Below are 20,680 nucleotides of genomic sequence, written 5' to 3' on the forward strand. Positions count from 1 at the left end.
TGGGAACTCATTCGCCGGGCTTCTCGTTAACCACATGACAAGACAAGCCGATCGGGAGGGCGTAATGGCCGAACTCACTACACGGGCCACCACAAGCCGGGTTGACGGCGACTTGGATGCTCAAAGCCCAGCTGCAGACTTGGTGCGCGTGTATCTGAACGGCATCGGGAAGACGGCGTTGCTCAACGCCGCCGACGAGGTCGAGTTGGCCAAGCGCATCGAGGCCGGCTTATACGCCGAGCATCTCCTGGAAACACGGAAACGCCTGGGAGACAACCGCAAACGTGATCTGGCCGCGGTGGTCCGCGATGGCGAGGCCGCCCGTCGGCACCTTCTGGAAGCGAACCTGCGACTGGTCGTGTCGCTGGCCAAGCGTTACACCGGCCGTGGTATGCCGCTGCTGGACCTGATTCAGGAAGGCAACCTGGGTCTCATCCGCGCGATGGAAAAGTTCGACTACGCAAAGGGATTCAAGTTCTCCACCTATGCCACCTGGTGGATCCGGCAGGCCATCACCCGCGGCATGGCCGACCAGAGCCGCACCATCCGGCTACCCGTTCATCTCGTCGAGCAGGTGAACAAGCTGGCGCGGATCAAGCGGGAGATGCACCAGACCCTGGGCCGGGAGGCCACCGACGAGGAACTCGCCGCCGAATCCGGCATCCCGATCGAGAAGATCAACGACCTGCTGGAGCACAGCCGCGACCCGGTGAGCCTGGACATGCCGGTCGGCTCCGAGGAAGAGGCGCCACTGGGCGACTTCATCGAAGACGCCGAAGCGATGTCCGCGGAGAACGCGGTGATCGCCGAACTGCTGCACACCGACATCCGCAGTGTGCTCGCCACTCTCGACGAACGAGAACACCAGGTGATCCGGCTGCGCTTCGGTCTGGACGACGGTCAGCCGCGCACCCTGGACCAGATCGGCAAGCTGTTCGGCCTGTCCCGGGAGCGAGTCCGCCAGATCGAGCGAGACGTGATGTGCAAGTTGCGACACGGCGAGCGGGCAGACCGACTGCGGTCCTACGCCAGCTGAGGTCAGCGCCGGCCCGTTCGGCAAGCTTGTGGGAGACGGTGTGCCCGCCGCGCCCTGTGGCGCGGCGGGCATACTGCTGCCGTGGGGCGTTTTAGACGAGCCACTCGCGCGGCTGGCGAAGTAGACTCGGCGGCAACGGAGGATGCTGAATGAACGACCTGGTTGATACCACCGAGATGTACCTGCGGACCATCTACGACCTCGAGGAAGAGGGCGTAACGCCGCTGCGTGCCCGGATTGCCGAGCGTCTCGAGCAGAGTGGACCCACCGTCAGCCAGACCGTCTCCCGGATGGAAAGGGACGGATTACTCCGTGTCGCGGGCGACCGCCACCTCGAACTCACCGACAAGGGCCGGGCCCTGGCCATTTCGGTGATGCGCAAGCACCGCCTCGCCGAACGCCTCCTGGTCGACGTCATCGGCTTGCCCTGGGAAGAAGTCCATGCCGAGGCGTGCCGGTGGGAACACGTGATGAGCGAGGATGTCGAGCGCCGGCTGGTCAAGGTACTCAACAACCCGACGACGTCCCCGTTCGGCAACCCGATTCCGGGTCTGCTGGACCTAGGCGTGGGCCCGGACTCCGGATCCGACGAGGCGAACCTGGTCCGGCTGACCGAACTGCCGCCCGGATCGCCGGTCGCCGTCGTCGTCCGTCAGCTCACCGAGCACGTGCAGGGCGACATCGACCTGATCACGCGGCTCAAGGACGCCGGTGTGGTACCCAACGCGCGGGTCACCGTCGAAACCGGGAAGAGCGGCGGGGTGACCATCCTCATCCCGGGCCATGAGAACGTCACCCTGCCACACGAGATGGCGCACGCGGTCAAGGTCGAGAAGGTCTGACCCGCCGGCACCTAACCCGCGCGCCGGCCGAACGGTTGTCGCGGCGGCAACCTCACCCCCAGCTGCATGGCAAGCCGATAGCCGGTGTCCGCCAGTTCGCGAATATCCTTGGGCCGCATACCCGATTGCAGTGCCTGGTCCAGCATCGAAGCCATTCGGTGGTGCGGATCGCAGCGCAGCGCGGCGTCCAGCGAAATACCGGCCAGCGGCCCGTCGCCGCGCGCGTATGCGCTGAAGGCCAACAACACCAGAGCCTCCACCCGCCACGGCTGCGGGAGCAGGCGCGCCAGCACCGCCCACAGTGACTCGGCCGCGCCGGCGTCCTCCCCCACCGCGAGCGCGTACAGCGTGTCGCGCACGTGCGGGTCGCTCAGCGCACAGCCCAGTTCGGCCAGCTCGGCATCAGACAACGGCTGCCCGTTGATCACCCGCGCGGCGGCCGCCATCGCGTTCTCCACATCGCGCCGCTTGCAGGCCGCGGGATCGGCCTGACGGGCGATCTCGCGCAGGGTGGCCGCGTGCTCGACAACTCCGGTCAACGCCGAACTGCGCACCAGGTCCGCAGCGATCACCGCCTGCAGGTCGGCACGCCGCGAGTACAGCCGCCGGCCGTCCAGCACCGCTGCTGCCGCCAGCGGCGACGCCGACGGATCGTCCATCTCACCGCCCGCACCGCAGCCGTCGACGCAGTGCCATCGCCCGCCGGCGGTGATCCGGTCGACCACGTGCGCCGCGTAGTGCTCGACGCCGAACCGATGCAGTGCCTCGGTGATCGCGTCGCAAAGCTGCCGGTACCCCTCGTTGCACCCCGGACACCGGGCGCCTTCTTCGTCGACGATCACCACGATCGCTGCGTCCGGATCTGCCGCTGCGGCCAGTTCGGCGAGTTCAGTTACCCGATCGGCGAGTTGGTCGGAAAGGTCGGCACGCAACACCGAGCCCAGGCCGCCGTCTTCCAGCGTCACCAACACCAGCGATTTCTCCGGGACGAAGCCCAGGATGGCCGGTAGCGCGGCGATCAGGGTGCCGGGGCGTTTCAGGTCGAAGGCAGGTTCATGCGTCGTCATGGCGTCAACGCTGACGACAGGCACCGTCACCTCGTGCTCGCGCAACGTGATTCAGGCGCCCGCTTGTGGAGAAAGTCGCCACTGTGGGCTTTATCGTCTACTCATGACTTCAATGCGCGAGTACGACTTGGTCGTTATCGGGTCGGGGCCCGGCGGCCAGAAGGCTGCCATCGCGGCGGCCAAGCTGGGCAAGTCGGTCGCAATCGTCGAGCGTGGGCGCATGGTCGGCGGCGTCTGCGTCAACACCGGCACCATCCCGTCGAAGACCTTGCGCGAGGCGGTTGTCTACCTGACCGGGATGAGCCAGCGCGAACTCTACGGCACGAGCTACCGGGTGAAAGACAAGATCACCCCCGCCGACCTGCTGGCGCGAACGCAGCACGTGATCGGCAAGCAAGTCGACGTGGTGCGCTCACAGTTGATGCGAAACCGGATCGACCTGGTGCTGGGGCATGGCCGCTTCATCGACCCGCACACCGTGCTCGTGGAGGAGGATGCCCAGGGCGAGCGGGTCACGGTCAGCGGCGACTACATCGTGATCGCCACCGGCACCAAGCCGGTGCGCCCGTCCGGCATCGAATTCGACGAGAGCCGGGTACTGGACTCCGACGGCATCCTGGACCTGCGGTCGCTGCCGGCATCGATGGTGGTGGTCGGCGCCGGGGTCATCGGCATCGAGTACGCGTCGATGTTCGCCGCGCTGGGCACCAAGGTCACCGTCGTGGAGAAGCGCGACACCATGCTCGACTTCTGCGACCCGGAGATCGTCGAGGCGCTCAAGTTCCACCTGCGCGACCTCGCGGTCACCTTCCGGTTCGGCGAGGAAGTGACGGCGGTCGACGTGGGCTCGGCGGGAACCGTCACCACGCTGGCCAGCGGAAAGCAGATTCCCGCCGAGACGGTGATGTACTCCGCGGGCCGGGAAGGCCAGACCGAGCACCTGGGTCTGGAGAACGCCGGCCTCGAGACCGACCATCGCGGAAGGATTTTCGTCGACGATCAATTCCAGACCAAGGTCGAGCACATCTACGCTGTCGGCGACGTCATCGGTTTCCCGGCCTTGGCCGCGACCTCGATGGACCAGGGCCGCTTGGCCGCGTATCACGCATTCGGCGAGCCGACCGACGGCATCACCGCACTGCAACCGATCGGGATCTACTCGATTCCCGAGGTGTCCTACGTCGGGAAGACCGAGGTGGAGTTGACCAAGGATTCGGTCCCCTACGAGGTGGGCGTGTGCCGGTATCGCGAACTTGCTCGCGGTCAAATCGCCGGCGACTCCTACGGCATGCTCAAGCTGCTGGTCTCCACCACCGACCGAACCCTGCTCGGTGCCCACATCTTCGGCACCAGCGCCACCGAGATGGTGCACATCGGGCAGGCGGTGATGGGATGTGGCGGCACGGTCGACTACCTGGTTGACGCGGTGTTCAACTACCCGACGTTCTCCGAGGCGTACAAGGTCGCCGCGCTGGATGTGACCAACAAGATGCGCGCGCTGAACCAGTTCCGTCGTTAATGGCGATCGCAGCGCGGCGCAGCCGGGCGCAGCGGGTCGCCACCGGTGTTGCCCGTGGCGATCGCAAGCGCGGCGCAGCCGGGCGCAGCGGGTCGCCACCGGTGTTGCCCGTGGCGATCGCAAGCGCGGCGCAGCCACGCGCAGCGGGTCGCCACCAGTGTTGATTAGCAGGTGTCGTCATAGTCGGCCGGCGGGCTGTCGCCTGGCCCGCCGGCTTCGGCACGAGCCAGCAGTTGCGCGGTACGTTCGTCGAAAGGCGCTGAGTACGAGAGGTTTTCGGTACAGCCACCGCCTTCGAAGCCACCGACCACCCCGACGACGGTGGACTCGCTGACCCATGGTGCGCCGCTGGTACCGTCGACGAGCCCTTGACAGGGCAACGAAGGGAATCCACGCTCGTTGACGCCGGTGGTGCCCTGGCACGCGATGGGACGCCCACCGACGCCGGCCGGATATCCGGTCACACTCACGCGGCTACCCGGTGGCGGCGAAGTGCCCAACGAGAAGCCGCCGCCGACCCGACGCTCCAGCGACCCGCCACCGCTCACCTTCGCGATAGCGTAGTCCGCGCGGGGATCGCGGCTGCCCGTCCAGCGCGGGTCGAAGAAGACCTCGGCAACGGTGAAGGTGTCGGTGGACGTGTCGTCACCGGCGAAACCGGGGGCGAAGGTCGCGTCGATGTCACCGAGTAGGCAATGTGCAGCCGTCAACACCAGGTCACCGCCACGAGAGTGCACTACCGCGCCGGTGCAGACGTGCAGGTTCCCCCCTAGTTGGGTGACACCGCGGAATATCGCGCCCACACGCGGGTCCGGCGCCACGCTCCCGGGTTCGCTGAGCCGCTGCACCGGGCTGGTCGACCGCGGCACCGAGGTGCTGCTGACGGACGCATGGTGAACGGGCCGGGCGCATGACGTGAACAACAACGTCAGGCCGATCGGCAGGCACAGCATCCCCGTCATGGCGCGCATCGCCATCCATCATGCCTGAAGGGAAGGGCTGGCAAGCCAATAGAAACCGACCCTTGTGCGTTGATACGTACCGCAGCAAAGTTAGTGCCCGGGCGCTGTGGCTGCCTCGACCGTCGGCAGGTGTGGTGTTCGATAATGAATTCCGGTCGATTGAGCGACACTGGACAGGGCACCCTGAAGAGACTTTCGCGAGACCCCCGAGAGGAAGCAGCGCCAATGTCCGACCACTATGACTCCGGCGAGGCGCAGGAGTATCAGCCGGGACAACCGGGCATGTACGAGCTTGAGTTCCCGGCGCCCGTGTTGTCGACGTCAGACGGCCGCGGTCCGGTCTTGGTACACGCTTTGGAGGGCTTCTCCGACGCCGGTCACGCCATTCGGCTGGCCTCAGCACACCTCAAGGCGGCGCTGGACACCGAGCTGGTCGCGTCCTTCGCGATCGACGAACTGCTGGACTACCGGTCTCGGCGGCCGCTCATGACGTTCAAGACCGACCACTTCACCCACTACGACGATCCTGAGCTGAGCCTCTACGCGTTGCGCGATACGGTCGGCACCCCGTTTCTGCTGCTCTCCGGCATGGAGCCGGACCTGAAGTGGGAGCGGTTCATCACCGCGGTGCGATTGCTCGCCGAGCGGCTCGGGGTCCGGCAGACCATCGGACTGGGCACTGTCCCGATGGCCGTTCCGCACACCCGTCCGGTCACCATGACCGCACACTCGAACAACCCGGCCCTGATCAGCGACTTCCAACCGTGGATATCCGAGATCCAGGTTCCCGGCAGCGCTTCCAACCTGCTCGAATACCGGATGGCACAGCACGGCCACGAAGTCGTCGGATTCACGGTGCACGTCCCGCACTATCTGACCCAGACCGATTATCCCGCCGCCGCCCAGGCGCTCCTGGAACAGGTCGCCAAGACCGGATCCTTGGAGCTGCCGCTGACCGCCCTCGCCGAGGCGGCGACCGAGATCCGAGCCAAGATCGACGAACAGGTGCAGGCGAGTGCAGAAGTCGCTCAAGTGGTGGCCGCTCTGGAGCGCCAGTACGATGCGTTCATTGACGCTCAGGAAAATAGATCTTTGTTGACCAACGACGAGGATCTGCCTAGCGGCGATGAGCTGGGCGCCGAGTTCGAGCGGTTCCTGGCCCAGCAGGCTGAGAAGAAATTCGACGACGACGACTCGAACTAACCGCACAGACGCCTACACGGCCCTACGACGAGGTTGGCGACATGACCGAGCGAACGCGCAGTCTTCGCCCGGTGCGGGAAGTGACAACCCCGTCGCTGCAATTCCGCTCCATTCACGGCTACAAGCGGGCGTTCCGCATCGCGGGATCCGGTCCGGCAGTCCTGCTGATCCACGGCATCGGCGACAATTCGACGACCTGGACCGGCGTCCACGCCAAGTTGGCACAGCGTTTCACCGTCATTGCGCCGGACCTGTTGGGCCACGGCAAGTCGGACAAGCCGCGCGCCGATTACTCGACCGCGGCCTACGCCAACGGCATGCGCGACCTGCTCAGTGTGCTGGACATCGAGCGGGTGACCATCATCGGTCATTCGCTCGGCGGCGGTGTGGCGATGCAATTCGCTTACCAGTTCCCGCATTTGGTCGACAGGCTGATCCTGGTGGGGGCCGGTGGCGTGACCAGGGACGTCAACATCGCATTGCGGTTCGCGTCGTTACCGATGGGCGCTGAGACGCTGGCCCTGTTGCGTCTGCCCATGGTGTTGCCCGCGGTTCAGTTGATGGGTCGCCTCGCCGGCCTTGCCCTGGGTTCGACGGCTCTGGGCCGGGATCTGCCCAACATGCTGCGCATCCTCGACGACCTACCGGAGCCGACGGCATCCTCGGCGTTCACCCGCACCCTTCGGGCTGTCGTGGACTGGCGCGGCCAGATCGTCACAATGCTCGACCGATGTTATTTGACGGAGGCCATCCCGGTGCAGATCATCTGGGGTCAGAAGGACTCGGTGATCCCGGTCAGGCACGCTCACATGGCGCACGCCGCGATGCCTGGCTCGCGACTGGAGATCTTCGAGAACTCCGCTCATTTCCCGTTCCACGACGACCCCGCCCGTTTCCTCGACGTCGTGCAGCGCTTCATCGACACCACCGAGCCCCCGGTGTACGACCAGGCCGCACTGCGGGAGCTGCTGCGCAGCGGCGGCGGAGAGCGGACGGTGTCCGGGCCGACCGACACCCGAGTCGCCGTACTCAACGCCATGGGAGCCGACGAGCGCAGCGCCACCTGATCCGCCGTTGTAGGTCAGGTCGTGAGCATCGACGTCTTGGCTGTGGTCGACGCCGGCCAGGGGTTACAGCGAAACGATTTTGTCGAGTTGCGCGGCGACGGCGCGACGACCGCGCCATCATCTCTAGACCCCACGCACCGAACTGGCCCCCCAGCGTCGGCGCGTCGTGGTGGTTACGCCGTCGCGGAACGCCGATCAGCACGCTGCGGGTGCCTGCTGGCCTGGTGGGGTGAGTCACTAGGTCGAATTCACCGCGATCAGCGCGCCGGCGGAACGGGCGGCCTCAGCTTCCCCGCCGCAGCACAGCAGCGACGTGATGCTGCTCGGATTGCCCTACCGCAGCCATTCGTAGCGAATAGGACAGCTCATCACCGTCGATGCGGAAGGAACGGCTTAGCGCCGTCACCACTTTGGCCGTCGGGGTGAGCTTAATCTCGCTGGTGGCCAACTCGATGTCGATGACGCCGTCCACGACCGAGTACGTGCCTAACTCGATTTCGGCGATTCCGCTCGGGTGCGCGAGGACGAACTCGACACTCCCCTGTTGCGGCACCCGCAGGTAGCCCAATTCGGCGTGCAGGGGTCTGCCGTCTGAGGCCGCCTTCGTCGTCTTCGCGTAGACCAGAAATGGCTTGCCCACATGGGTGAAAGCAACTTCTTCGAAGTATTCGAACGGCTCGATGGTGGGGTACTCACCCGCCCCTCGGCCGGACCACGTGCCCAGCAGTGGCGCCAATGCTTCCAGATCGGGATGTAGGTCTACTGGCATGAGAGGAGCCTAGGGCCCCGATCAGCCCGGAGTCGACACGTTGCGATGAGCACGCAGCGCCTCGATCTCCCGCTCGAAATCGTCGGCCGACGAAAACGACCGGTAGACCGAGGCGAAACGCAGGTAGGCCACCTCGTCCAGCTCGCGCAGCGGGCCCAGGATGGCCAACCCGACTTCGTGGCTGGGAACCTCCGGCCCGGCGGCCCGTACCGAATCTTCCACCTGCTGGGCCAGCAGATTCAACGCGTCGTCGTCGACCTGTCGGCCCTGACAGGCCCGGCGCACACCGCTGATCACTTTTTCGCGACTGAACGGCTCCGTCACACCGCTGCGCTTGACCACGGCCAGCACCGCGGTCTCCACCGTGGTGAATCTGCGCCCACACTCGGGACAGGACCGGCGGCGACGAATGGCCTGGCCTTCGTCGGTTTCCCGCGAATCGATCACCCTGGAATCGGGATGCCGGCAGAACGGGCAGTGCATAACCGCTCCTTTGCCGCGCCTGATCAGGGGTACCGCAGAACCAACCCGAGAGTACCTGCGCATTCGCGACGGGGCCAACGCTGGCACGATCCGACTGTGCCCCCCGCGATGATCACCGAGGAGCGTTGGCGCAGAGCGGCATTCGCGGTACGCCGCAGCCCTAGCCAATCGGCGCGATCAACGTCTGACCTGCCGACACCGCGTTGGAGTCCAGCGCGTTCAGATTCCGGATACGTTCCACGACATCGCCGACCGGCGCCCCGGGCGCGACGCGAGTCGCCAACTGCTGCAGCGATTCCCCGGGTTCCACGCGCACCACTGCGAGCGCCGAGGGCACCTGGGCGGACACATCGGCCGGTTCCTGGTTTCTCATGCTCCCGAAATTGGCCATGAGCCCGAGCCAGAGTGTGATGAGGCCCGCAACCAACGCCAGGGCCGCCGTCGTCAGCACCGAGACCGGACGCCGGCGGTGCGACGCCGTCGATACCGCGACACCGGTGCCGTGGTAGCGCAGCGGCGCACCTTCCGGGCGCGCGGGGCCGGGCCTGTTTGAACGGACCCGCCCCGCGCGGTAGCGCGACGATTCGTCGATCGGCCTGTTTACAGGCCTGTTCACCAGCCTCTGGCCGTTCCAGGTGCGCTGTGGGCCCGCGTAGCTGATAGTCATCTTGTTGCCTCCGGCTCGACTCCGTGTCGCTCGTGTGTTCGACCGTAGTCGCTCAAGTGTTCGATATCGAACATCTGAGCGACGCGTGTCGCGCGAGCAAAACGATAAACCTCGCCACCGACAAGAGTTTGTCGGTGCAACCAGCTGGATGACTTTCGAATACCCGATCCGGCAGAAAGTTACACGCTTGTGATTCGCCGAATCCGGCCAGCTGGACGGCGGTTCCGGCCAGATGTGACACGCCGGTCGAACACATGTTTGATTCTGCGGCCAGGTGTGGTTACATTCAGTGCCATGAACGACAGCAACGACCCCCCGGTAGCTGATCGAACCGCCTCCGGCGGAGCCGCGCACGATGACCGCCCGCATGCCGTCGACGCGCCGCTGACCGAGCGGCAGCGCACCATCCTCGAAGTAATCCGTGCCTCGGTCACCTCCCGCGGATATCCCCCGAGCATCCGAGAGATCGGCGACGCCGTGGGCCTGACATCGACGTCTTCGGTCGCCCACCAGTTGCGCACCCTCGAACGCAAGGGCTACCTGCGACGCGACGCTAACCGTCCGCGCGCCGTCGATGTCCGCGCGGCCGACGACGCCGTCACGCCGCCCGCCACCGACGTGGCCGGCTCCGACGCCCTGCCAGAACCGACATTCGTACCCGTGCTGGGGCGTATCGCGGCCGGTGGTCCGATTCTCGCCGAGGAGGCGGTCGAGGACGTCTTTCCGCTACCGCGCGAGCTGGTCGGCGAGGGGACGTTGTTCCTGCTCAAGGTGGTCGGCGATTCGATGGTCGAAGCGGCCATCTGCGACGGCGACTGGGTGGTGATCCGCCAACAGAACGTTGCCGACAACGGCGACATCGTGGCCGCCATGATCGATGGTGAGGCCACCGTCAAGACCTTCAAGAGGGCGGGCGGTCAGGTGTGGCTGATGCCGCACAATCCGGCCTTCGATCCGATTCCCGGCAACGACGCGACTGTGCTGGGCAAGGTCGTCACCGTCATCCGAAAGGTCTAGGCCCCCCGGTTCACCGGGGCTCCGGGCGTGTCAGTCGGCCTTGACGAAGCCGTTCGCCTGCGCGACCGACTCGCTGGCGAACCAGATCTCGGCCAGCGTGTCGTGGTACAGCGCGCTGGTCGGCGTGTAGTACAAGCCGAACCGGGCACTGGCCTTGATCGGATAACCCTCGGGCGCCCGGTATGGGTCGTCGTCGAGGGGCAGATGAATGGTAGGACGCGCAGAAGCGCCCGGGGACGCTTGCGGAGCTTCGGCCAGCGGCGCCGCCGCGTAGGCCGCCTCGGCGGCTGCCGGCGCGTATCCCGGGTCGTCGGCGGCGGCATGCCGGCCTTTTCTCACCTCGGGGACCTCGACCGCCTCCGGAGAAGCCATGTCGGGCATCTCCTCCTCGGCGGGGACTCCGCGGGGGTAGAAGATGTCGGGGAATTCGTCCGGCTGATGCGTTCGCGGAACCTCGACCTCCTGCTCTGACGGCGCCGGTGTATGTGGTACCTCGGATTCCGCCGCAAAGGACTCCGGTGACACCGTTTCCGCGATCTGTGGCTCAACCCCGAGTTGACCGAAGGCACCACGCGTCACGATGGGCGTCGGAGTGGTATCGACCGCGTCGGGGTCCTCGTCACCCTCGAATTCGCCGGCGTCCTCGTACTCCTGATCGCCGCCCTGCTCGCCTCGCGGCGCGTACTCGTCGTCATAGGCGTCGTCGTCGTAGCCGTCGTCGTATTCCCCGGGGGGAGAACCGTGTTCCTGCGCGCCGACAGCCGCCCCGCCTCGCGACCAGCTCACCCGTGGCGCTGCGCCGTACTCCGGCACCTCGTGCTCTTCGGGGTGGTGCTCGACGGGCGGGAAGCGCTCGGAACCGTAGTCGGCATCATCGTGCGACCAGTGCCCCTCGGCCACGGCGTCGAACTCCTCGGCCACGTCGCGACCGTGACCGTAGGCGGGGACGTCCCGACCATGGCGGCGCCGGCGCAGTCCGATGACCACCAACACGAACATCACGACCAGCAGCAGCACCGGCACCGCTGCCACCAGCCACCACCAGTGGAAGGTGAACTTCTTCCCGGGCGACGGTGCCGCGGAATTGCTCGGCTGGTTCTGCCCCGACACCTGCAGACCGGACAGCAGCGGGGCCAGGTTCGCCGGATCGGTGGTGAAGGTGTTCTTCGCGCGGTTCCACGAAACCTTGCCGCCGGTGAATTTCTGCGACACCACGTCGCCGTCCACGGTCTGATCACCGACCGGCGCGCCCAGCTTTCCGGTCGCGCCTTTGAGTTTGTCCCAGGCCGCCTTCATGGCCCCACGCACGACGAAGGCGCCATGGTCGGGAGTCCAGAAGATGACGGGCTTGTCGGCTGCCGAGAACGTCGCGATCCGGCTGGCCGGAGTGATGCCGCCGTCGGTCTCGTTGGCGATCGGGAAGCCCAGGTCGCTGCTGACCGGTCCACCCAGGGACTCATATTTCTGGAGGATCGGCCCTTCCACGGCGTTAGCGCCGGTCGCAGGGCTGAAGAAGATCTTGCCGCCGTTGAACTCCTGAACGATGCCGTCGCCGCCAATGGGACTGGGCCCGTCCTTCTTGGCGCCCAGAGGGCCGTTCGCGCCACCTGCGGCGCGCCACGCCATGTTGATCGCGGCGGTCGGATCGATCGCTATCTGCAGCCCTTTGAGCTGCTCGGCCAGCCCCGGCGGATTGGTGGTGAACTCCTTGGTCTTACGGTTCCAGGACACCTCGCCGCCGGTGAACTTCTGCGAAGCAACCTCACCGTCGTAGGTTTCGTCGCCGATCGGCGCGCCGAGTACTCCACCCGAGCTGCCGAGTTTGTCCCATGCCGCGTTGAGCGCGCCGCGAACCACGAACGCACCGTGGTCCGGCGTCCAGAAGATCACCGGGTTGTCGCTGGCCGAGAACGTGCTCACCCGGCTGTCGGGCCCGGCAAGACCGGGAACCTCGTTGATGGTCGGAAATCCCAGATCGCTGTTAGCCGGACCGCCGAGCGATTCGTACTTGTCCAGGATCGGGCCGAACATGAACTTGGCGCCGGTGGCCGGCGTGAAGTACATCTTGCCGCCGTCGAAGTCCAGCGCGAATCCATCCCCGACGGGATAGACGTCGCCTTTCCTGGCCCCGAGGGTTGACGAGGCTCCCCCGGCCTTCTCCCACGCGGCCATCATGGCGACCTCGGCGTCGCCGATCGGAGACGCCGACGCGGTCGGCGCCAGCAACCCCAGGGCCAGCCCGGTTGCCAGCGCGGCGGACGTCAGGCCGATCAGCGCACGCGCGACCAACTTGTTCAATTGACCCCTCTGCCCGTTCACCAAGCCTCCCAGCCGATGCCCTGCCCACCTGGCGAGCAGGCGGCTTCACCGCCGTGGGCTGTTCCCCAGCTACGACACGAATCGTCACCGGGCTCGCATAACTTTGCTCTAGCGAACGAGAAATGCGAAGTCAAATCGTACACATTACGGAAACGGATACCGAGCCGATGTCGAAATGATGCCGGCCCGCGCTCGTGTCGCGAGAAACCGAGCTGCGGCGCGCGCCGACATTGCGTTACCGTGCCGGAGACAAGATCCTGCCGGGCATGTCGGCCAACCACGAGAGAGGAAACCCCGCCCCAATGGGTGTTTCCGGGCTTGTCTGGACCATCACGATCGTCCTGATCGTCGGCTTGATGCTGTTCGACTACACCTTTCAGGTACGCAAAACCCACGTGCCGACGCTACGTGAAGCCGTGACGTGGTCCGTGGCCTACATCGGTATTGCGGTGCTTTTCGGTCTCGGCGTGGCCATTCTGGGCAGCCCCCGCATGGCCGTCGAATACTTCGCCGGCTACCTGAGCAACGAAGCCCTGTCAGTGGATAACCTTTTCGTGTTCCTGCTGATCATCAGCAGCTTTTCGGTTCCACGGGTGGCCCAGCAGAAGGCGCTGCTGTTCGGCATCGTGTTCGCGCTCATCGCCCGCACGGTGTTCATCGTGGTCGGTGGCGCGCTCATCGACAGCTTCAATGCCGCGTTCTACGTGTTCGGCCTGGGCCTGTTGATGATGGCCGGCAAGGTTGCCAAACCGGAAGCCGCACAAGACCGCAGCCCCGACAACCTGATCATCAGGTTGTCCAGTCGCTGGTTGCGGACGGCCAGCGACTACGACGGCGATGGGCTGTTCATCGTGCAGGACGGCAAGCGGGTTCTGACTCCGCTGCTGCTGGTGATGATCGCGCTCGGCGGCACCGACCTGTTGTTCGCCTTCGACTCGGTGCCGGCGATGTTCGGTCTGACCCAGAACATCTACCTGGTGTTCGCCGCAACCGCGTTCTCCCTGATGGGGCTACGTCAGTTGTACTTCCTGATCGACAATCTGCTGGATCGGCTGGTCTATCTCTCCTACGGGCTCGCCGTGATACTGGCCTTTATCGGGGTGAAGCTGATCTTGGAAGCGTTGCACGCCAACAACCTGCCGTTCATCAACCACGGCAGGCCGATCGCGGTGGTTGAGTTGAGTACGACGGTGTCATTGCTGGTGATCATCCTCGTGCTGCTGACAACTACGCTGACGTCGCTGTTCTCGGCGCGCGGACGAACGCAGAATGCCGTGAGCCGGGCGCGTCGGCACGCTGTGGAATACCTCAGCCTGACCGAGGATCCGGTCGACCGGGAGACGATCTACGCCGAGCTGCTGGCCGCCGAACGCCAGATCGATGCACTCCCAGCCAGATACACCGCAGCGATCGAGCGGGACACCGAGTTCACCGCGTTACTGCAACGAGTACACGACGCCCACGGTGCCGCGGGCTAGACCTCAGACACCGAGTCCGCGGCCGATGATCTCCTTCATGATCTCGGTCGTGCCACCGTAGATGGTCTGTACCCGCGCATCGAGATAGGCACGGGCGACGTTGTATTCGCGCATGTAGCCATAGCCGCCGTGCAGCTGCAGGCAGCGGTCGATCAGATGGACCTGCTTCTCCGTCGAGTACCACTTGGCCATGGCGGCCTGTTCAGCCGTCAACTTTTCTTCGAGATGCAAAGCGATGAACTGGTCGACCATGATGCGCACCACGGTGGCCTCAGTGGCAAGTTCGGCCAGCAGGAACCTGCTGTTCTGGAAACTGCCGATCGGCTTGCCGAAAGCCTTGCGCTCCTTGGTGTATTGCAAGGTCTGCTCGAGCACCGATTCCATGGCGGACGCCGCCATGATCGCGATGTTGATCCGCTCCTGCGGCAGGTTCTGCATGAGGTAGATGAAGCCCATGCCCTCTTCGCCCAGCAGGTTTTCGGCCGGCACCTTCACATCGACGAAGGACAGTTCGGCGGTGTCCTGGGCGTCCAGACCGATCTTGTCCAGATGACGGCCGCGTTCGAAGCCCTCCATGCCGCGCTCGACGACCAGCAGGCTGAACCCCTGCGCGCCCTTCTCCGGGTCCGTCTGAGCCACCACGATCACCAGGTCGGAGTTGATTCCGTTGGTGATGAACGTCTTTGACCCGTTGAGCACGTAGTGGTCACCCTCTTTGACCGCCCGGGTCTTGATGCCCTGCAGGTCGCTGCCGGTGCCGGGCTCGGTCATCGCGATCGCCGTGATCAGTTCTCCGGTGCAGAATTTCGGCAGCCAGCGCTGCTTCTGCTCGTCGTTGGTCAGTTTCAGCAGATAAGGCGCGACGACGTCGTTATGCAGACCGAACCCGATGCCGCTGTAGCGCCCGATGACGGTTTCCTCGGTGACGATCGTGTTGTAGCGGAAGTCCGGGTTTCCCCCGCCGCCGTACTCCTCGGGCACCGCCATGCCCAGAAATCCCTGCTTGCCGGCTTCGAGCCACACTCCGCGGTCGACGATGTGCGCTTTCTCCCATTCGTCGTGGTACGGCGCGACGTGGCGATCCAGGAAGGCGCGGTAGGACTCTCGAAACAGCTCATGTTCGGGTTCGAACAGTGTGCGCTGGTATTTGACGGCGCTGCCCATGCGTGCGACCTCCGGCTGTCATAGGTGGAAGACTCCTGCGCCCAACATATACCAACCGGGTGGTTGGTCGGCGGGGACGGTCCGTGAGGTCAGGCGTTGGAACCGAATTGCCGCAGCGCGGCGGCCAGCGCCACCGGAACCCGGGCCTGGATCCGGGTGCCGTCTGCCTGGTGTTCCGCCTGCTGCACCCGCCCGTCGGAGTGCACCCGCGCCACCAGGTCGCCACGGTGGTAGGGGATGACGACATCCACGGCGGTGTCGGTCGGCACCGCGAGCTCGGCCATCCGCCGTCGCAGCGCGTCGATGCCGTCGCCGGTGCGCGCGGATACGAATACCGCTCCGGGCAGTTCGTGGCGCAACCCGGCCAGCGTCGGACCCGCGGCGGCGTCGATCTTGTTCACAACCACCAGCTCCGGCGGTGCTTGCGCGCCGTGATCGGCGATCACATCGGAGATCACCTGACGGACGGTGCTGATCTGGGCCAGTGGGTTGGTGTCGGAGCCGTCGACGACGTGCACCAGGAGGTCGGCGTCGACAACCTCCTCGAGCGTGGAGCGGAACGCCTCGACCAGCTGCGTGGGCAGATGCCGCACGAAGCCGACGGTGTCGGTGATGACGAATGGTCGACCGTCCTCGAATTCAGACCGACGGGTGGTGGGTTCCAGCGTGGCGAACAGCGCGTCCTGCACCAGCACCCCGGCCCCGGTCAGGGCGTTGAGCACGCTGGATTTGCCGGCGTTGGTGTAGCCCACGATGGCGATCGAAGGCAGGTCGGCATGCAGGCGCCGGCTGCGCTGGGTGTCACGGACCTGCTTCATGTCCCTGATCTCACGCTTGAGCTTGGACATGCGTTCGCGGATGCGACGCCGGTCGGTTTCGATCTTGGTTTCACCGGGTCCACGAAGGCCGACACCGCCTCCACTGCCGCCCGCGCGACCGCCGGCCTGCCGCGACATCGACTCACCCCAGCCGCGCAGCCGCGGGAGCATGTACTCCATCTGCGCCAGCGATACCTGTGCCTTGCCTTCCCGGCTGGTGGCGTGCTGGGCGAAGATGTCGAGAATCAGCGCGGTACGGTCGATGACCTTGACCTTGACGGCCTTTTCCAGCGCGGTCAGCTGAGCCGGTGACAGCTCGCCGTCGCAGATCACCGTGTCGGCACCGGTGGCCAGCACCACCTCACGCAGTTCTTGGGCCTTACCCGAGCCGATGTAGGTAGACGGGTCGGGCCGGTCGCGGCGCTGAATCAACCCTTCGAGGACCTGCGAGCCGGCGGTCTCGGCCAAGGCGGCCAACTCGGCCAGGCTGGCCCGGTTGTCCGCCGAGCTGCCTTCGGTCCAGACGCCCACCAGCACCACGCGTTCCAGCCGCAGCTGGCGGTACTCGACCTCGGAGATGTCGGCGAGTTCGGTCGACAGCCCGGCCACCCGCCGCAGCGCTGACCGGTCTTCGAGGGCCAGCTCGCCGGTGCTGGGCTCCGGCACGGTGTGGTCGGGAAATTCGGGAAATGACTCAGAATTTTTCATAGGCAATAAGCAATGTTGCACGCCGACTCGGCGTCATGCACCCCAATTAACGCTCCTGCGCGCACCACCATTCCCCGCTCACCTCGCCGCGGGCAACCAGCACCGACGGACCCCGCAGGAAGCTGGTGGCGTCGGTGACGGTGACGTTGACGTCGCCACCGGGGACCCGCACGGTGAGTATGCCGGTGTGCGCACCGGTGGCGTCCAGCGCCGCGACGGCGGCCGCCACGATTCCGGTACCACATGAGCGGGTTTCCCCGACGCCGCGTTCGTGCACGCGCATGCAGACCAGCCCGTCAACCGGGACGGTGAGCACCTCGACGTTGACTCCTTCCGGGAACTGTTCCGCGTCGAACTGCACGGGCGCCGCGACATCCAGTTCCGCCAGGCCGTCGGGGGTGAGCTGCGGATCCGCGCACGCCAGATGCGGGTTCCCGACGTCGACAGCCAGGCCGCGAAACCGCCTGCCGCCCACCACCGCGTGGCCGCTACCAAGCGCGTTGGCCTTGCCCATGTCCACGGTGACGTCGGCGTCGGTCGCATCGACGTGGTGCATGACGACCGGTCGCGGCCCGGCGAGCGACCCGACGACAAACTCGTCCCGCGTCTCGAGGCCGCTGGCGCGCAGGTAATGCGCGAAGACCCGTACCCCGTTCCCGCACATCTGGGCCGTCGACCCGTCGGCGTTGCGGTAGTCCATATACCAGTCGGATTCGCCGACCCCGTCGGGCAGCCGTTCGAGCACACCGGCGCTGCGGGCTGCCGCGGCGGTGGTGACCCGCAGTACACCGTCGGCGCCCAGGCCACGGCGCCGGTCGCACAAAGCGGCGATGCGCACAGCAGAGAGGGCAACCCGGCAATCCACGTCGGGCAATAGCACGAAGTCGTTCTGGGTGCCGTGGCCCTTGGCGAATCTCACCAGATCAGGTTACGTGCCGCCATACCCGCACGACGTCATCGACCGCGCCGGCATCGGACGGGTCGATCCAGTGCACGCGGTGGTCGCGGCGAAACCAGGAACGCTGGCGCCGGACGTAGCGGCGGGTGCCCACGAACGTCTGCTCCTGCGCGTGATGCAGCAGATCCGGGGTGCCGCCGGCATCGAGTGCCGCGAGCACTTGCGCGTAGCCCAGTGCCCGCGAAGCCGTCACTCCCTCGCGCAGACCCCGGCCCACTAGCGCGTGCACCTCCGCGACCAGCCCTTCGGCGAACATCAGTTCCGTGCGCCGTGCCAACCTCTCATCGAGAACCGTTGTCTGACAATCCAATCCGACGATCACGGTATCCCAGCGAGCCGCACCGATGCGGGGTGCGGACGCCGCGAACGGCCGGCCGGTGATCTCGATCACCTCCAGCGCCCGGACGGTGCGGCGGCCGTCGGTGGGCAGGATCGCCGCGGCCGCGGCGGGATCCTGCCGAGCCAGCTCGGCGTGCAGCCGGGCCACGCCGACCTCGGCGAGCCGAAGCTCCCAGCGCGCGCGCACCGCCGGATCGGTCGCGGGAAACGACCAGTTGTCCAGCAGCGACTGGATGTAGAGCATGGATCCGCCGACCACCACCGGGACCGCTCCCCTGGCCCGGATCGATTCGATGTCGGCGACAGCCGCCTGTTGGTAGCGGGCAACGGTTGCGGTCTCGGTGACGTCCAGGACGTCAAGTTGGTGGTGCGGGATGCCGCGGCGCCGGCCGACGGGCAGTTTCGCGGTCCCGATGTCCATTCCGCGATAGAGCTGCATCGCGTCGGCATTGACGATTTCCGCGGCGCCGCCGAGGCGCTCGACGACGTCAAGGGTCAATTGAGTTTTGCCCACGCCGGTCGGGCCGATGATCGCAAGCGGTCTCACGGGTGCCAGACGCCGACGAAGTAGCCCACACCGTATGGCGCGCCACGGTAGAGCTCCTGGGCCGAACGCGGAGCGCGCCCGGTCAGGCCCGCCAGCACCGCGAAAGCTACCCGGCCCAGGACGGGCGCGGGCAGCCGGAGCAGCGCATCGACGTCACCGGTTGCCAGCGCGTCGTCGAGGAGTTGTTGCGCGGCGGCACCGCCGGGGTCATAACCCCCCGGCGCCCGTGGTGTCAGGGTGTTGACGCCGTCGGCGACGATCATCACACCGGTCGCATCCGCCGTCCGGTCGATCTCGGCCCGTAGCTCCCGCCCGCGAAGCGTCGCCGTGGCGACGTCGTGGTCGCTCGCGTACACGCGTACCCCGGCGGAGGCCTCCGGCCTGGCCCGGCCACGGACCCAGGCGGCCATCAGCGCGCACAGGGGCAGGTCCCAGTCGCGTTCGCCGTCGCTGTCGGGGGCCAGGCGAACTCGCACATCGACACCGAACCCGGCGAAGGTACCGGCACCGCTGGGACTCACCACCGCGTCCACCTGGCCGGTGCCCACGGCAACCCAGCGTGTCGGCAACTCGGCGGCCGCGGCCAGGACGGCCGCTGCGAGATCGGCGACCTCACCGGAGGCCGCCCCGGCGAGTTCGGGGACAAGCACCGGCGCACACGGCACGATGGCGATGGCGCTCAGCACGCCAACAAACTATCCGCTCGGCGTCCCGGGGTGTGCGCGACCGCTGCTCATCAGGCCGACGTGGGACCCCACGCCGGGCCGTCGGCGGCGGTGGTGACCGTGGCGTCCGGCGGCGGGATGTGGTGGGCGTCTTCGGCATCGGCTTCGATGTTGGCGGCCTCGCCGCGAGCCAGGGCCACCGTCGCGGCGATCACCACTGCCGCCGCGATGGCCAGCACGATTCCTTCCGGGCCGTCGGCGTCCAGCGTCTCGCCGAGCACCAGGACCCCCAGCACCGCCGCCACCACCGGCTTGGCGACCGTCATGGTCGGCAACGAAGCGGTCAACGAACCGGCGCGGAAGGCCGACTGCTGGAAAATCATTCCGCACAGCATCATCACCAGCCACGGGACGAACTCCGGGGCGCTCACCGCGGCCAAGAGCCCATGATGATGCAGAACGTCGACCACACCCTTGGTCAGCACGGCGAACAGCGCCAGGGAGGAACCGGCCACCAACGCCAGCAGCACCGCTGCCTGCGGACGGCCCGACCACACCTTCGCTGCGATCACGCAGGACACCAGGATCGGTCCCATCACCGTGGCCACGATCAACCAGGTGCCCAGCGGCGCCCGGTCGTGGCCGGCGGCCGGATCACCGACGATGATCACCACGGCCAGAGATGCGGCAAGTACGGACGCCCACAGCCACTCCGACCTTTTGATCCGGTGGTGGGCGAGCCGGGCGTAGATCGGCAGGGCGAACAGCAGCGCGGTGACCTGCAACGCGGTCACCAGCATCACCGATGCCCACACCAGCGCCATCGCCTGCAGGCTGTAGTTGAGCACCGCGCATCCGCCGCCGGTCCACCATTTGGCGTCGCGCAGCGACATGCGGAACAGCTTGAGGTGGCCGACTTCTTCTTCGTCGGTGATCTCGTGCGCCGAACGCTGCCGAATCACATCCCCCGTCGCCGACGCCAGCGCCGCGAATACAGCGATTACCGCGGAGATTCCGACCATTGACATCGCGACCCTCAATTCCCCAACTTC

At 66.4% G+C, this 20,680-nt stretch carries 19 protein-coding genes and 1 pseudogene; 8 read left to right on the top strand and 12 right to left on the bottom strand.

Annotated features, from left to right (window positions below; all coding sequences use genetic code 11):
- Positions 1 to 64: 64 nt before the first annotated feature.
- Together sigB and ACX9NE_RS13425 are read left to right on the top strand one after the other, a co-directional pair.
- Positions 65 to 1,036: a sigma-70 family RNA polymerase sigma factor SigB gene (sigB, locus tag ACX9NE_RS13420; RefSeq protein ID WP_459362156.1), complete on the top strand. Its 972-nt coding sequence runs from the start codon at positions 65 to 67 to the stop codon at positions 1,034 to 1,036.
- Positions 1,037 to 1,185: 149 nt separating this feature from the next.
- Positions 1,186 to 1,878: a metal-dependent transcriptional regulator gene (locus tag ACX9NE_RS13425; protein ID WP_459362062.1), complete on the top strand. Its 693-nt coding sequence runs from the start codon at positions 1,186 to 1,188 to the stop codon at positions 1,876 to 1,878.
- An 11-nt stretch (positions 1,879 to 1,889) separates the two neighbouring features.
- Here ACX9NE_RS13425 and ACX9NE_RS13430 read toward each other — a convergent pair whose 3' ends face one another.
- A complete protein-coding gene (locus tag ACX9NE_RS13430) occupies positions 1,890 to 2,945 on the bottom strand; it encodes a DUF4192 domain-containing protein (protein ID WP_459362061.1) in 1,056 nt (351 codons plus the stop codon).
- Positions 2,946 to 3,057: 112 nt separating this feature from the next.
- On the opposite strand from ACX9NE_RS13430, the gene sthA reads away from it, so the two are divergent.
- Positions 3,058 to 4,464 (top strand): Si-specific NAD(P)(+) transhydrogenase, encoded by a 1,407-nt coding sequence (gene sthA, locus ACX9NE_RS13435; protein ID WP_459362155.1) that lies wholly within the window; start codon positions 3,058 to 3,060, stop codon positions 4,462 to 4,464.
- 164 nt (positions 4,465 to 4,628) lie between these two features.
- On the opposite strand, the gene ACX9NE_RS13440 is transcribed toward sthA, so the two are convergent.
- Positions 4,629 to 5,441: a trypsin-like serine peptidase gene (locus ACX9NE_RS13440; RefSeq protein WP_459362060.1), complete on the bottom strand. Its 813-nt coding sequence runs from the start codon at positions 5,439 to 5,441 to the stop codon at positions 4,629 to 4,631.
- Positions 5,442 to 5,651: 210 nt separating this feature from the next.
- Between ACX9NE_RS13440 and ACX9NE_RS13445 the strand changes: the two genes are divergently transcribed.
- The 3 genes and pseudogenes from ACX9NE_RS13445 to ACX9NE_RS13455 all read left to right on the top strand — a co-directional run.
- On the top strand, positions 5,652 to 6,629 hold the full coding sequence (locus ACX9NE_RS13445; protein ID WP_459362059.1) for a proteasome assembly chaperone family protein: 978 nt from the start codon (positions 5,652 to 5,654) through the stop codon (positions 6,627 to 6,629).
- 41 nt (positions 6,630 to 6,670) lie between these two features.
- Positions 6,671 to 7,696 (top strand): alpha/beta fold hydrolase, encoded by a 1,026-nt coding sequence (locus ACX9NE_RS13450; RefSeq protein ID WP_459362058.1) that lies wholly within the window; start codon positions 6,671 to 6,673, stop codon positions 7,694 to 7,696.
- Positions 7,697 to 7,845: 149 nt separating this feature from the next.
- A pseudogene (locus ACX9NE_RS13455) lies at positions 7,846 to 7,923 on the top strand (PhzF family phenazine biosynthesis protein); the annotation flags it as partial.
- A 56-nt stretch (positions 7,924 to 7,979) separates the two neighbouring features.
- On the opposite strand, the gene ACX9NE_RS13460 reads toward ACX9NE_RS13455, so the two are convergent.
- From ACX9NE_RS13460 to ACX9NE_RS13470, 3 genes are all read right to left on the bottom strand, one after another.
- Positions 7,980 to 8,465, bottom strand: a complete 486-nt coding sequence (locus tag ACX9NE_RS13460) for a peroxynitrite isomerase (RefSeq protein ID WP_459362057.1) — start codon at positions 8,463 to 8,465, stop codon at positions 7,980 to 7,982.
- Between the two features lie 21 nt (positions 8,466 to 8,486).
- A complete protein-coding gene (nrdR, locus tag ACX9NE_RS13465) occupies positions 8,487 to 8,948 on the bottom strand; it encodes a transcriptional regulator NrdR (RefSeq protein ID WP_459362056.1) in 462 nt (153 codons plus the stop codon).
- A 160-nt stretch (positions 8,949 to 9,108) separates the two neighbouring features.
- Positions 9,109 to 9,615: a LysM peptidoglycan-binding domain-containing protein gene (locus ACX9NE_RS13470; RefSeq protein WP_459362055.1), complete on the bottom strand. Its 507-nt coding sequence runs from the start codon at positions 9,613 to 9,615 to the stop codon at positions 9,109 to 9,111.
- Between the two features lie 294 nt (positions 9,616 to 9,909).
- Here ACX9NE_RS13470 and lexA point away from each other — a divergent pair, with 294 nt between their 5' ends.
- The gene (gene lexA / locus ACX9NE_RS13475) at positions 9,910 to 10,632 is read left to right on the top strand and encodes a transcriptional repressor LexA (RefSeq protein ID WP_459362054.1); all 723 of its coding nucleotides are present in this window, start codon (positions 9,910 to 9,912) and stop codon (positions 10,630 to 10,632) included.
- Between the two features lie 30 nt (positions 10,633 to 10,662).
- Here the strand turns inward: lexA and ACX9NE_RS13480 are convergent, their stop codons facing one another.
- Positions 10,663 to 12,930, bottom strand: coding sequence for an LGFP repeat-containing protein (locus ACX9NE_RS13480; protein WP_459377731.1), 2,268 nt, complete (start codon positions 12,928 to 12,930; stop codon positions 10,663 to 10,665).
- A gap of 323 nt (positions 12,931 to 13,253) precedes the next feature.
- Between ACX9NE_RS13480 and ACX9NE_RS13485 the strand changes: the two genes are divergently transcribed.
- Positions 13,254 to 14,429 (top strand): TerC/Alx family metal homeostasis membrane protein, encoded by a 1,176-nt coding sequence (locus ACX9NE_RS13485; protein WP_459362154.1) that lies wholly within the window; start codon positions 13,254 to 13,256, stop codon positions 14,427 to 14,429.
- A gap of 3 nt (positions 14,430 to 14,432) precedes the next feature.
- On the opposite strand, the gene ACX9NE_RS13490 is transcribed toward ACX9NE_RS13485, so the two are convergent.
- From ACX9NE_RS13490 to ACX9NE_RS13515, 6 genes are all read right to left on the bottom strand, one after another.
- Positions 14,433 to 15,593: an acyl-CoA dehydrogenase family protein gene (locus ACX9NE_RS13490; protein WP_459362052.1), complete on the bottom strand. Its 1,161-nt coding sequence runs from the start codon at positions 15,591 to 15,593 to the stop codon at positions 14,433 to 14,435.
- 89 nt (positions 15,594 to 15,682) lie between these two features.
- Entirely contained in the window at positions 15,683 to 17,119 is a 1,437-nt protein-coding gene (gene hflX / locus ACX9NE_RS13495; protein ID WP_459362051.1) for a GTPase HflX, read from the bottom strand.
- 46 nt (positions 17,120 to 17,165) lie between these two features.
- The gene (gene dapF, locus ACX9NE_RS13500) at positions 17,166 to 18,038 is read right to left on the bottom strand and encodes a diaminopimelate epimerase (RefSeq protein ID WP_459362050.1); all 873 of its coding nucleotides are present in this window, start codon (positions 18,036 to 18,038) and stop codon (positions 17,166 to 17,168) included.
- Positions 18,039 to 18,042: 4 nt separating this feature from the next.
- Positions 18,043 to 18,963, bottom strand: coding sequence for a tRNA (adenosine(37)-N6)-dimethylallyltransferase MiaA (gene miaA, locus ACX9NE_RS13505; protein ID WP_459362049.1), 921 nt, complete (start codon positions 18,961 to 18,963; stop codon positions 18,043 to 18,045).
- A complete protein-coding gene (locus ACX9NE_RS13510) occupies positions 18,960 to 19,649 on the bottom strand; it encodes a class III extradiol ring-cleavage dioxygenase family protein (RefSeq protein WP_459362048.1) in 690 nt (229 codons plus the stop codon). Before ACX9NE_RS13510 ends, miaA begins: the two co-directional genes overlap by 4 nt.
- Before the next feature lie 50 nt (positions 19,650 to 19,699).
- Positions 19,700 to 20,656: a DMT family transporter gene (locus ACX9NE_RS13515; protein WP_459362047.1), complete on the bottom strand. Its 957-nt coding sequence runs from the start codon at positions 20,654 to 20,656 to the stop codon at positions 19,700 to 19,702.
- Between the last annotated feature and the right edge of the window lie 24 nt (positions 20,657 to 20,680).

The sequence above is a fragment of the Mycobacterium sp. ML4 genome (genome assembly GCF_054515735.1).